Raw genomic sequence first — 12,244 nt, 5'->3', positions numbered from 1 at the left:
GCAGCGCCGGGCGATCGACTTCATGATCGAGGCCGGCTCGCATGGTCTGTGCATCCTCGCCAACTTCTCCGAGCAATTCGTCCTCACCGATGCCGAGCGCGAGGAGGTGATGACGGCCGTGCTGGAGCACGTCGCCGGCCGGGTGCCGGTGATCGTCACCACCACCCACTTCGCCACCCATATCTGCGCCGAGCGCTCGCGCCGGGCTGAAGCCCTGGGCGCCGCCATGGTGATGATCATGCCGCCCTATCACGGGGCGACGATCCGGGTGACCGAGGCCGGCATCGCGCGGTTCTTCGCCCAGGTCTCCGACGCGATCTCGATCCCGATCATGATCCAGGATGCGCCGGTCTCCGGCACCACGCTCTCGGCCGCCTTCCTGGCGCGGCTCGCCCGGGAGATCGCGAACGTCTCCTACTTCAAGATCGAGACGGCGCAGGCGGCGGCGAAGCTCCGCACGCTGCTCGAACTCGGCGGCGACGCGATCGAGGGCCCGTGGGACGGCGAGGAGGCGATCACGCTGCTCGCCGACCTCGATGCCGGCGCCACCGGCGCGATGACCGGCGGCGGCTATCCGGACGGCATCCGCCAGATCATCGATCCCTACCTCGCCGGCCGGCGTGACGAGGCGGTGGCGGCCTATGGCCGCTGGCTGCCGCTCATCAATTACGAGAACCGCCAGACCGGGCTCGCCGCCGCCAAGATCCTGATGAAGGAAGGCGGCATCATCCGCTCGGATGCGGTGCGGGCGCCACTCGAACTGCCGCACCCGGCGACCCGGGCCGGGTTGATCGAGATCGCCCGCAGCCTGGATGCGGCGGTGTTGCGCTGGGGGCGGTGACCGGGCTCCGCCCTCACGGGATCCGCGAGCAAGGATCCCGGAAGGGCGGGACGCGGTGCGCTACAGCCGCGCCCTCACCTCCTCCACCACCCGCTCCGGGGTGAGGCCGAAATGCCGGGCGAGATCGGCCTCGGCACCCGAGGCGCCGAAGCCGCTCATGCCGACGAAGCCGCCCTCCTCGCCGAGATAGCGGTCCCAGCCGAGGCGCACCGCCGCCTCGACCCCGACCCGGACGGTGCCCGGGCCCAGGACCTCGCGGCGGTAGGCGGCGTCCTGGCGCTCGAACAGCTCCCAGGACGGCATCGAGACGACCGCCGTCGGGATACCCTCCTGTTCCAGCCTGCGGCGCGCCTCGACGGCGAGCGCCACTTCCGAGCCGGTGGCGAGCAGCGTGACGCGGCGGGGACCCGTCGCCTCCTCCAGCACGTAGGCGCCCCGGGCCGAGCGGTTCTCGGAGCCCGCCTCGCGCCGCACCGCCGGCAGGGCTTGGCGGGCGAAGATCAGCGACGACGGGCCAGTGCGGGTGTCGAGCGCGATCTCCCAGCATTCCGCCGCCTCGACGGCATCGGCCGGACGAAGGACCAGCATGTTGGGGATGGCCCGCAGCGAGGCCAGGTACTCGACCGGCTGGTGGGTCGGCCCGTTGCGGCCGATGCCGACCGAATCGTGGCTGAACACGAACGGCACCGGCAGCCCCATCATGGCGGCAAGCCGCAAGACCGGGCGCAGGTAGTCGGAGAAGACCAGGTAGGTGACGCCGACCGGCACGACGCCGCCATGGGCGGCCATGCCGTTCATCATCGCCCCCATGGCATGCTCGCGGATGCCGTAATGGACGTAGCGCCCGCTCTGGTCCTCGGCCGTGAAGGCTTTCAGGCTGCGCTTGTGCTGGGTCGCGCCTTCCAGATCCGGCGCGCCGGACAGCATCTCGGGAATCGCCTCGGCGAGGCGGTCGACCAGCTCGCCCGACAGGGCGATGCCGGATTGCGCCTTGCCCGACCGGGCGGCCTCGTCGCGGAAGGCGCGCAAGGGGGCCTCCCAGCCTTCCGGCAGCTTGCCCTCGCGCAGGCGGTCGAGCAGGCGGCGGCGCTCCGGCGGCAGGCTCGCGACGCGGCGCGTCCAGGACTCGAAGGCCGGGGCGTTGCGCTCGCCGGCCGCGCGCCAGGCGGCGCGGATCTCGTCCGGGATCTCGAAGGCCGGATGCGGCCAGTTCAGGGCCTTGCGGGCGGCGTCGCTCAAGGATGCCGGGATGCGGGCGGAATGGGCCGCCCGCGTGCCCTCGACGCCGGGCAGGCCGCGGCCGATCACCGTGGTGCAGCGGATCATCGAGGGGCGCGGATCGGCCTTCGCCAGCAGCAGGGCCGCCGAGACCGCCTCGATGTCGTGGCCGTCGACCTCCTGGACGTGCCAGTGGCTGAGGCGGAAGCGCGCCGCCATGTCGTCGCTCAGCGCGAGGTCGATCGCGCCGTCATCGGTCATCTGGTTGTCGTCCCAGAGGAACGTCAGCTTGCCGAGCCGCAGGTGGCCGGCGAGCGAGATCACTTCCTGGCCGACGCCCTCCTGGAGGCAGCCGTCGCCGACCAGCGCGTAGGTGCGGTGGTCGATGAGGTCGGGCCCGAGCCAGCGGTTCAGATAGGCTTCGGCCAGCGCCATGCCGGCGGCGTTGGCGATGCCCTGGCCGAGCGGCCCGGTGGTGGTCTCGATGCCGTGGGAGGGGGCGTATTCCGGGTGGCCCTCGCAGGGCGAGCCGAGTTCGCGGAAGCGCTTGATGTCGTTGAGCCCGATACCCTCGTACCCGGTGAGGTGGAGCAGCGAATAGAGCAGCATCGAGCCATGGCCGTTCGATTCCACGAAGCGGTCGCGGTCGAACCACAGCGGCTCGCGGGCCAGGAACTTGAGATGGCGGGTGAAGAGCGCCGTCACCGTGTCGGCGGCGCCCAGCGGCGTGCCCGGATGCCCCTCGCCCACCCGCTCAATGGCGTCGATGGACAGGAAGCGGATCGCATCCGCGAGCGCGCGCGGCTCGGTGCCGGTCATTGGAGGGTCCCTCCCGGGGGATTGTCGGGTGCTCTTGAGGCGGGATCACCCAACCGCCCCCCGGGGCGGAACTCAAACGAGTTTTTTCCGCTCGCAGATGAGCGGGATTCATGCCGCACTCAGGCGGCGATCAGCCCGCCCATCCGGGCGACCCGGCCGAGATGGTGGTCGGCATCGCCGAAGAGCTGGTCGATCATCGTGACCCGCTTGAAGTAGTGGCCGACGCTGTATTCCATGGTGACGCCGACGCCGCCATGGAGTTGCACCGCGCCCTGGCCGACGATGCGGCCGGATCGGCCGATCTGCACCTTGGCGCCGGCAATGGCCCGGGCGCGCTCGTCCGCATCATCCTCGGCCGCCATCATGGTGGCGAGGAAGGCCATCGAGCGGGCCTGTTCCAGGGCGATGAACATGTCGGCGGCGCGGTGCTGGAGCACCTGGAACGAGCCGATCGTCACGCCGAACTGCTTGCGGGTCTTCAGGTACTCGACGGTCAGACGGTGCATCCGGTCCATCGCGCCGACCGCCTCGGCGCAGAGCGCCGCGATCGCCTCGTCGGTGACCCGCTCGATCACCGGGAGCGCGCCCGCGGAAGCGCCGATCACGGCCTCCGGCCCGACCCGCACGGAGGACAGCGAGATTTCGGCCGCCCGCATCCCATCCTGGGTCGGGTAGCCGCGGCGCGACACGCCCTCGGCATTGGCCTCGACCAGGAACAGGCCGATGCCGTCGCGGTCGCGGCGCGAGCCGGCGGTCCGGGCCGAGACGATCAGCCGGTCGGCGCTGTCGCCGTGCAGGACCAGGGACTTTTCGCCTTCCAGCACCCAGGCGTCGCCGTCGCGGCGCGCGGTGCCCCCGACATCGTGGAGATCATAGCGGGCCTGGCGCTCACTGTGCGCGAAGGCATACCGGGTCTCGCCGGCGATGAGGCCGGGCAGCCATTCGGCGCGCTGCTCCGGGCTTGCCGCGTGCCGCAGCACGCCGCCGGCGAGCACCACGGTCGCCAGATAGGGCTCCAATGCCAGCGCGCCGCCGAACGCCTCCATGACGATCATGGTCTCGACCGGCCCGCCGCCGATCCCGCCATCCTCCTCGGCGAACGGCACCGCGAGCAGGCCCTGCTCGGCGTAAGCCGCCCACATCGCCGTCGAGAAGCCGTCGGACTCGCGGCCGAAGCGCTTGCGGGTTTCGAAATCGTAGCGGTCGGCGAGGAGCCGCTCGACGCTGTCCTTGAGGAGACGCTGCTCCTCGCTCAGATCGAAATCCATCGGGTCGTTTCCGTTTTCGCCGGTCTCGAAACGCGGCTTTGTTCGATTCATCCCGCCCGCGCCCTCATCCCGAGCTGTCATGAACAGCCTCGAAGGATGAGGGCGAGAGGTGAGGCTCAGAGCCCCAGGATCGCCTTCGCGATGATGTTCTTCTGGATCTCGTTCGAGCCGCCATAGATCGAGATCTTGCGCCAGTTGAAGTAGGTCGGCGCGGCGGGGCCGGCCCAGTCGGGGCCGACCGGGGGCTCGTTGCTCAGGTGTTCGTCGCCCTCGTCCTCCGGCACGTAAGGCAGGGCATAGGGGCCGACGACTTCGAGCAAGAGTTCGGTCGTCGCCTGCTGGATCTCCGAGCCCTTGATCTTGAGGATCGAGGAGGCCGGATCAGGCTTGCCCTTCTCGCGGGTGCGCTCGGCAGCGACGACGCGAAGCTGGGTCATCTCCAGCGCCTTCAGCTCGATCTCGAGGGCCGCCAGTTTCTCGCGGAAGCGCGGATTCTCCAGAATCGGGGTGTCGCCGACCCGCTCCAGCGCCGCCAGCTCCTTCAGACGCCGGATGCGCTGCTTCGAGACGCCGACCCGGGCGATGTTGGTGCGCTCGTTGCCGAGCAGGAACTTGGCGTAGTCCCAGCCCTTGTTCTCCTGGCCGACCAGGTTCTCGACCGGCACCTTCACGTCGTCGAAGAAGACCTCGTTGACCTCGTGCCCGCCGTCGATGGTCTGGATCGGCCGCACGGTGATGCCCGGCGTCGTCATATCGATGAGCAGGAAGCTGATGCCCTCCTGCTTCTTCACGGTCGCGTCGGTGCGGACCAGGCAGAAGATCCAGTCGGCATATTGGCCCAGCGTCGTCCAGGTTTTCTGGCCGTTGACGATGTAGTGGTCGCCCTCGCGCACCGCCTTGGTCTTGAGCGAGGCGAGATCGGAGCCGGAGCCCGGCTCGGAGAAGCCCTGGCACCACCAATCGTCGAGATTGGCAATACGGGGCAGGAAGCGCGTCTTCTGCGCCTCGTTGCCGAACTGCGCGATCACCGGCCCGACCATGTAGACGCCGAATTGCAGCGGCGACGGGGCCGGGAAGCTCTGGAGTTCGTCGAGGAAGATGTACTGGCGGACCGGATCCCAGCCGGTGCCGCCCCACTCGACGGGCCAGTTCGGCACGGCCCAGCCCTTCTTGTTCAGGATCTTCTGCCAGGTGACGATGTCGTCCTTCGACGGATGACGGCCGTCGATCATCTTCTGGCGGATCGCTTCGGGCAGGTTCTCTTGGAAGAAGGTGCGGACTTCCTGGCGGAAGGCGCGCTCCTCGGGGGTGAAGCGAAGGTCCATGGGTGCCTCCTGGATCGTTTATTGTCTTGAATGCGTCGGCTCGACGCCCAACCCTTCCCCCCTGCGGGGGGAAGGGTTGAAAGCGGCGGCCTCGCTACAGGTCCTTGAAGCCCTTGCCTTCCACCGCCAGCCGCTCCAGCAAAGCCGACGGCGCGAAGTCGTCGCCATATTCGGCCTGATAGGCGCGCAGGCGCTCCAGCACCTTCGGCAACCCGATCGTGTCGGCCCAGAACATCGGGCCGCCGCGATAGACCGGCCAGCCATAGCCGTTGATCCACACGATATCGATGTCGGAGGCCCGGATGGCCTTGCCCTCTTCGAGGATCTTCGCGCCCTCGTTGACCATCGGGTAAAGGCAGCGTTCCAGGATCTCCTGGTCGGTGGCGTCCCGCCGCGTCACGCCCTGGCGCTCGGCGACCGTCGCGATGATCTCCTCGGTGACCGTCGAGGGCGTCGCCTTGCGCTTGGCGTCGTAGTCGTAGAAGCCGGCGCCGGTCTTCTGGCCGCGGCGATCCTGCTCGCACAAGAGATCGCGGACGCTCTCGGACCTGTTGGTCTCCCGGCTCCAGCCGATGTCGAGGCCGGCCAGGTCGCTCATGGTGAACGGGCCCATCGGCAGACCGAACTCATAGATCACCCGATCGACGTCCCAGGGGGTGACGCCTTCCAGGATCAGCCGGTTCGCCTCGCGCTGGCGCTGGGCCAGCATGCGGTTGCCGACGAAGCCGTGGCAGACGCCGACGAGGACCGAGATCTTGCCGATCTTGCGGCCGATCTGCATCGCGGTGGCGATGACGTCCTTGGCGGTCCTCTCGCCGCGCACGACTTCCAGCAGGCGCATGACGTTGGCCGGCGAGAAGAAGTGCATGCCGATCACGTCGGCCGGGCGGCTGGTCATCGCAGCGATGGCGTCGATGTCGAGATAGGAGGTGTTGGAGGCGAGGATCGCGCCGGGCTTCGCAAGGGTGTCGAGCTTCGAGAAGATCTCCTTCTTGATCCCCATATCCTCGAACACCGCCTCGATGATGAGGTCGCACTCGGCGAGCGCCTCGATCTCCAGGGTGTCGGTGAGGAGGCCCATCCGGGTCTCGACGTCCTCCGGCTTCAGCCGGCCCTTCTTGGCGGTGTTCTCGTAATTGGTGCGGATGGTCTTGAGGCCGCGATCCAGGGCCTCGCGCTTCGTCTCGACGATCGTCACCGGGATGCCGGCGTTCAAAAAGTTCATCGAGATGCCGCCGCCCATCGTGCCGGCGCCGATGACGCCGACGCGGGCGATCGGGCGGGCGGGCGTGTCGTCCGGCACGTCCGGGATCTTGGCGGTCTGGCGCTCGGCGAAGAACACGTAGCGCTGCGCCGCCGACTGGGTGCCGGAGACGAGCGTCTGGAACTCCGCCCGCTCGAAGGCCAATCCCTCGTCGAAGGGCAGCCGGCATGCGGCCTCAATGCAGGCGATGCAGGCTTCCGGCGCCTCGAAGCCGCGGGTCTTGCGGGCATTCTCATCGCGAAAAGCCGCGAACAGGCCCGGATTCTCGCGCCCCTCGGCGATCTTGTCGTCGCGGTCGCGGATCTTCAGGAGGGGCCGGCCCTCCGCCACCACCCGCTCGGCGAAGGCGACGGCATGGGCGCGAAGACCGTCCTCCGGCGCCAGCTCGTCGATCAGCCCCATCGCGGCGGCGGCCTTGGCGCCGATCGGCGAGCCGCCGACGATCACTTCGAGGGCCTTGCGGGGCCCGACCACCCGCGGCAGGCGCTGGGTGCCACCGGCGCCCGGCAGGATGCCGAGCTTCACCTCCGGCAGGCCGACCTTGGCCGAGGGCACCGCCACCCGGTAATGGCAGGCGAGCGCGGTCTCGAGCCCGCCGCCCAGCGCGTTGCCGTGGATCGCCGCAACCACGGGTTTCGAGGCCGCCTCGATCCGGTTGAGCAGGTCGGGCAGGCCGATGCCGGTCTGCGGCTTGCCGAACTCGGTGATGTCGGCCCCGGCCGAGAACATCCGGCCGCCGCCGATCAGCACGATCGCCGTGATGGCGGGATCGGCCTCCGCCGCCTCGACCGCCGCCAGGATGCCCTGGCGGAGCGCCGAGCCGAGCGCGTTGACCGGGCCGGATTGCAGCGTCAGCACCGCGACCGCGCCCTCGCGGGCGGTCGAGACGACGGTGTCGCTGGCCTGCGTCGCGTTAGTCTGCGTCGCGTTAGTCTGCGTCGCATTAGTCTGCGTCACTTGGGCGTTGGAATCTTGCGCCATATCCCCAAAAGTCCCTCTGCCGGTCTCCTCCGGGCGCCTCTTGGCGGGCGCCGTCACGAGCCGGAACTGTGGCAGGTTCAGTAGATCTCGAACAGGCCCGCGGCACCCATGCCGCCGCCGACGCACATCGTCACGACGCCGTACTTGGCGCCGCGGCGGCGGCCTTCCAGCAGGATGTGCCCGGTCATGCGGGCGCCCGACATGCCGTAAGGATGTCCGATCGAGATCGCCCCTCCGTTGACGTTCAGGCGCTCGTCCGGGATGCCGAGCGTGTCGCGGCAATACAGCACCTGACTGGCGAAAGCTTCGTTCAGCTCCCACAGGTCGATATCCTCGACCTTTAGGCCATGCTGCTTGAGGAGCTTCGGCACCGCGAAGACCGGGCCGATCCCCATCTCGTCGGGGTTGCAGCCGGCCACCGCCATGCCGCGATAGGCACCGAGCGGGTGCAGACCGCGGCGCTCCGCCTCGCGAGCCTCCATCAGCACGACCGCTGCCGCCCCATCAGAGAGCTGGCTGGCATTGCCGGCGGTGATGAACTGGCCTTCCGTGATCCGCAGGCCGTCCTTGAACACGGGCTTGAGACCCTGGAGATCCTCCAGCCGGGTCTGGGGCCGGTTGCCCTCGTCCTGCGACAGCGTCACGTCCTTGTGCGAGACCGCGCCGGTCGCCTTGTCGACCACGGCCATGCGGGCCGCCATCGGCACGATCTCGTCGGCGAAGCGGTTCTCGGCCTGCGCCTTGGCGGTGCGCTGCTGCGATTGCAGGGCGTAGGCGTCCTGGGCCTCGCGGCTGATCCCGTAGCGCGCCGCGACGGTCTCGGCGGTCTCGATCATCGTCATGTAGATCGCCGGCACATGCTCGACGAGCCACGGATCCTGGCCGCGGAAACGGTTCACCTTGTCGTTCTGCACGAGCGAGATCGATTCGAGGCCGCCGCCGACCGCGATGTCGAGCCCGTCGGTGATGATCTCCTTGGCGGCCGTCGCGATCGCCATCAGGCCCGAGGCGCATTGCCGGTCGAGGCTCATGCCCGCCACCGTCTCGGGCAAGCCGGCACGGAGCGCCGCCTGGCGGGCGATGTTGCCGCCGGTCGAGCCCTGCTGGAGGGCCGCGCCCATCACGACGTCGCCGATCTCGGCCGGGTCGATGCCGGCGCGCTTCACCGCGTGCGCGATGGCGTGGCCGCCGAGCGCCTGTCCCTGCGTGTCGTTGAACGCGCCCCGATAAGCCTTGCCGATGGGGGTGCGCGCGGTGGCGACGATGACGGCTTCCCGCATCTTCGGGTTCCTCCGGTGATCCCGTCCGCCGCTCTTCGGCGGCGCGGGGCTTGGCCTCATTATCGGGGATTGGGTATGGTGCCGCAAGGGCCCCGAAACCCGGGCTCAAACGAGAGATAAATCCCGCGGATGGCCCGTCCCACGGCCGCGTTTTCGAAAAGGCGGCTTGCTTAATCGTCATACGGGGCTAAGCTCCGCGCAAAATCAAGGCCCGTTTCGGCGCAAGGCCGACTTGCCAAGGGCCCCTCGGGAGAACGCCTCATGCAGACGCCGCTCTTCGCCCTCACCGGCCGCGTCGCCATCGTCACCGGCTCGTCCCGCGGCATCGGCCGGGCCATCGCCGAGCGCCTCGCCGAGCACGGCGCGACCGTGGTGATCTCCTCGCGCAAGGCCGAAGCCTGCGCCCCGGTGGCCGCGGCGATCAAGGCCCGCCACGGCGAGGAGCGGGCGGTGGTCATCCCGGCCAGCATCTCGTCGAAATCCGACCTGGAGCGACTGGCGAAGGGCACCGAGGACCGGTTCGGCCGCATCGACATCGTGGTCTGCAACGCCGCCTCGAATCCCTATTACGGCCCGATGAGCGGCATCTCGGACGACCAGTTCCGCAAGATCCTCGACAACAACGTCATCGCCAGCCACTGGCTGATCGGGTTCTGCGCGCCCGGCATGATCGCCCGCAAGGACGGGTCGATCATCCTGGTCTCCTCGGTCGGGGGGCTCAAGGGGTCGGGGGTGATCGGCGCCTACAACGTCTCGAAGGCGGCCGACTTCCAGCTCGCCCGCAACCTCGCGGTCGAGCTGGGGCCGCACAACGTCCGGGTCAACTGCATCGCCCCGGGCCTGATCCAGACCGACTTCGCCCGTGCCCTGTGGGAGGACCCGACGTCGCGGGCCGCCTACACGGCGCGCACGCCGCTCGCCCGCATCGGCCAGCCCGACGAGATCGCGGGCGCCGCGGTGTTCCTGGCGAGCCCGGCCGGCGCCTTCATGACCGGCCAGAGCATCGTGATCGACGGCGGCCAGACCATCACCTGACCGCCCTGTCCGTCCTGCCGCCGCCCGAGAGCCCACGCATCACGAGCCCGCCGATGACCGCGCCGTCCTGGCCCGCCCTCTCCCTCGCCGAGGCGAATGCCCGGCTGACCGCGCCCGGATCCCCCTTCGCCGTCGCCGAGGTCCCGATCCGCGGCGTGCCGACCCGGATCTGGGCCAACGCCCCCCTCACCCTGCGGGACGTCTTCGTCGCCGGGCGGGCGCATGGCGGGAAGACCTTCCTGGTCTACGAGGACGAGCGGGCGAGTTTCGAGGCGTTCGCCCGGGCCACCCTGGCGCTGGCGGACGACCTGATCCGCGGCGGGGTCAAGCCCGGCGACCGGGTGGCGATCGCCATGCGCAACCTGCCGGAATGGCCGGTGGCGTTCTTCGCCGCGATCCTGGCCGGCGCGGTCGCGACCCCGCTCAATGCCTGGTGGACGGGCCCGGAACTCGACCACGGCTTCGCCGATTCCGGCGCATCCGTCGCCATCGTCGACGGGGAACGCTGGGACCGCATCGCCGAGCGCCGGGCCGCCTCTCCGTCCCTCACGCGCGTGCTGGTCGCCCGGGCACCCGCCGCCCCCGGCGCCGAGAGCCTGACCGACGTGATCGGCGCCGTCCCGGACTGGGCCGGGCTGCCGGAGGGCACCCTGCCCGACCTCGCTCTCGGCGCGGACGACATCGCCACCCTGTTCTACACCTCCGGCACCACCGGCCGCTCCAAGGGGGCGATCGGCACCCACCGGGCCGGGGCGAGCGGGGTCATGGCCCATCCCTACTCGGCGGCGCGCGCCTTCCTGCGCCGGGGCGAGCCGGTGCCGGTGCCCGACCCGGCCGCGCCCCAGAGGGTCGCGCTGCTGTCGATCCCGCTCTTCCACGTCACCGGCTGCTTCGCCACCCTGGTGCCGAACCTCTACCGCGGCGGGCGCCTGGTGATGATGCGGCGCTGGGACCTTGCCCGCGCCATGGCCCTGATCGAGCGCGAGCGCTGCACCAGCGCCGGCGGCGTGCCGACGATCGCGTTCCAGCTCCTCGACGGGAGGGCGGCCGGCACCCACGACCTGTCCTCCCTGGAAACGATCAGCTATGGCGGCGCTCCGGCGCCCGCCGAGCTGGTCCGGCGCCTGCGCGCCGCCTTCCCGACGGCGCAACCCGCCACCGGCTGGGGCATGACCGAGACCTCCGGCACCTTCACCCACCACCAGGGCGAGGATTACGTCCACCGCCCCGACAGCTGCGGCCCACCGCTGCCGGTCTGCGAGGCGCGGGCCGTGGACCCCGAGGGCCGCACCCTTCCCCCCGGCGAGGTCGGCGAATTGTGGGTCAAGGGCCCGAACGTGGTGGCGGGCTACTGGAACCGGCCCGACGCCGATGCCGAGGTGCTGCGCGAGGGCTGGCTGCGCACCGGCGACCTGGCGCGGATCGACGAGGAGGGCTTCGTCACCATCGTCGACCGGGCCAAGGACATGCTGATCCGTGGCGGCGAGAACATCTATTGCGGCGAGGTCGAGAGCGTCCTCTACGAGCACCCGGCCGTGGTGGATGCCGCCGTGGTCGGCATCCCGCATCCGACGCTCGGCGAGGAGCCCGGCGCGGTGGTGGCCATCGCCCGCGGCGCCGACGCGACCGAGGCGGAGCTTCGCGCCTTCGTGGCGGCCCGGCTCGCCGCCTTCAAGGTGCCGGTGCGCGTGCTGCTCCATGACGAGATCCTGCCGCGCAACCCGAACGGCAAGATCCTGAAGAGCGCGCTGAAGACGCTGTTCTGAGGATCGGCCGGAGCCCGACGATGCTCCGCGCCGTTCCGGGACTTGCCGCAGGCAGGAGCCCGGACGCCGGAGCCGCCGGCTTGGACAGGGAAGGCGGTTCGCGCCCGGGCCAGCGCGGCGGGCGGTCCGGAGGGCGTGACGTGACCAGTCAGCCCCCGAACGATCTCGGCACGATCGGGAGATGCCGACACGGCGGTCCCCCTCATCCGACGTAGAATCCCGCCCCCTCGAACGTCACCCCGGCGAAATCCCCCCTGCGCCAGCGCAGGCGCACCGTGACGGTGCGCAGGTCCTGGGCGGCGATGACGAGGGGAAAGGTCTCCGGCAGGGCGATCCGGGCCGGCACGCGCAGCCGCGCGCCCCCGGCCGAAACGTCCGCGATCAGACAGGCGACCGAGTGATCGGGACCCAGCACGATCCGGCCCTGCTGGATCAGGCGCCGGCGCC

Annotated in this window: 9 protein-coding genes; 3 read left to right on the top strand and 6 right to left on the bottom strand. The window is 70.2% G+C overall.

What is annotated here, in order from left to right:
* Positions 1 to 841: dihydrodipicolinate synthase family protein (locus VP06_RS30940; RefSeq protein ID WP_048467661.1), on the top strand; the 841-nt coding region annotated here is incomplete at its 5' end.
* 60 nt (positions 842 to 901) lie between these two features.
* On the opposite strand, the gene tkt is transcribed toward VP06_RS30940, so the two are convergent.
* From tkt to VP06_RS30915, 5 genes are all read right to left on the bottom strand, one after another.
* Positions 902 to 2,878 (bottom strand): transketolase, encoded by a 1,977-nt coding sequence (tkt, locus tag VP06_RS30935; protein ID WP_048467660.1) that lies wholly within the window; start codon positions 2,876 to 2,878, stop codon positions 902 to 904.
* A 119-nt stretch (positions 2,879 to 2,997) separates the two neighbouring features.
* Positions 2,998 to 4,146, bottom strand: coding sequence for an acyl-CoA dehydrogenase family protein (locus VP06_RS30930; protein WP_048467659.1), 1,149 nt, complete (start codon positions 4,144 to 4,146; stop codon positions 2,998 to 3,000).
* A gap of 116 nt (positions 4,147 to 4,262) precedes the next feature.
* Positions 4,263 to 5,471, bottom strand: a complete 1,209-nt coding sequence (gene pimC / locus VP06_RS30925; protein WP_048467658.1) for a pimeloyl-CoA dehydrogenase large subunit — start codon at positions 5,469 to 5,471, stop codon at positions 4,263 to 4,265.
* A gap of 94 nt (positions 5,472 to 5,565) precedes the next feature.
* Positions 5,566 to 7,716 carry a 3-hydroxyacyl-CoA dehydrogenase NAD-binding domain-containing protein gene (locus tag VP06_RS30920; RefSeq protein WP_082167723.1) on the bottom strand — a complete coding sequence of 717 codons (2,151 nt, stop codon included), beginning with the start codon at positions 7,714 to 7,716 and terminating at the stop codon, positions 5,566 to 5,568.
* A 77-nt stretch (positions 7,717 to 7,793) separates the two neighbouring features.
* Positions 7,794 to 8,996 (bottom strand): acetyl-CoA C-acyltransferase, encoded by a 1,203-nt coding sequence (locus VP06_RS30915; protein ID WP_048467657.1) that lies wholly within the window; start codon positions 8,994 to 8,996, stop codon positions 7,794 to 7,796.
* A 261-nt stretch (positions 8,997 to 9,257) separates the two neighbouring features.
* On the opposite strand from VP06_RS30915, the gene VP06_RS30910 reads away from it, so the two are divergent.
* Positions 9,258 to 10,031 carry an SDR family NAD(P)-dependent oxidoreductase gene (locus VP06_RS30910; protein ID WP_048467656.1) on the top strand — a complete coding sequence of 258 codons (774 nt, stop codon included), beginning with the start codon at positions 9,258 to 9,260 and terminating at the stop codon, positions 10,029 to 10,031.
* Between the two features lie 53 nt (positions 10,032 to 10,084).
* The gene (locus VP06_RS30905; RefSeq protein ID WP_048467655.1) at positions 10,085 to 11,797 is read left to right on the top strand and encodes a class I adenylate-forming enzyme family protein; all 1,713 of its coding nucleotides are present in this window, start codon (positions 10,085 to 10,087) and stop codon (positions 11,795 to 11,797) included.
* Positions 11,798 to 11,999: 202 nt separating this feature from the next.
* On the opposite strand, the gene VP06_RS30900 is transcribed toward VP06_RS30905, so the two are convergent.
* Positions 12,000 to 12,244, bottom strand: a 245-nt coding sequence (locus tag VP06_RS30900) for a PilZ domain-containing protein (protein ID WP_048467654.1), incomplete at its 5' end; no start/stop codon positions are given.

It is taken from the genome of Methylobacterium aquaticum (genome assembly GCF_001043915.1).
Taxonomy (GTDB): Bacteria; Pseudomonadota; Alphaproteobacteria; order Rhizobiales; family Beijerinckiaceae; genus Methylobacterium; species Methylobacterium aquaticum.
This window is presented reverse-complemented; position numbering and strand designations above follow the sequence as displayed.

Bases quoted from the DNA above. Each gene is read 5' to 3' on its own strand.
- tkt (WP_048467660.1), bottom strand. From the start codon at position 2,878: ATGACCGGCACCGAGCCGCGCGCGCTCGCGGATGCGATCCGCTTCCTG.
- VP06_RS30930 (WP_048467659.1), bottom strand. From the start codon at position 4,146: ATGGATTTCGATCTGAGCGAGGAGCAGCGTCTCCTCAAGGACAGCGTC.
- pimC (WP_048467658.1), bottom strand. From the start codon at position 5,471: ATGGACCTTCGCTTCACCCCCGAGGAGCGCGCCTTCCGCCAGGAAGTC.
- VP06_RS30920 (WP_082167723.1), bottom strand. From the start codon at position 7,716: ATGGCGCAAGATTCCAACGCCCAAGTGACGCAGACTAATGCGACGCAG.
- VP06_RS30915 (WP_048467657.1), bottom strand. From the start codon at position 8,996: ATGCGGGAAGCCGTCATCGTCGCCACCGCGCGCACCCCCATCGGCAAG.
- VP06_RS30910 (WP_048467656.1), top strand. From the start codon at position 9,258: ATGCAGACGCCGCTCTTCGCCCTCACCGGCCGCGTCGCCATCGTCACC.
- VP06_RS30905 (WP_048467655.1), top strand. From the start codon at position 10,085: ATGACCGCGCCGTCCTGGCCCGCCCTCTCCCTCGCCGAGGCGAATGCC.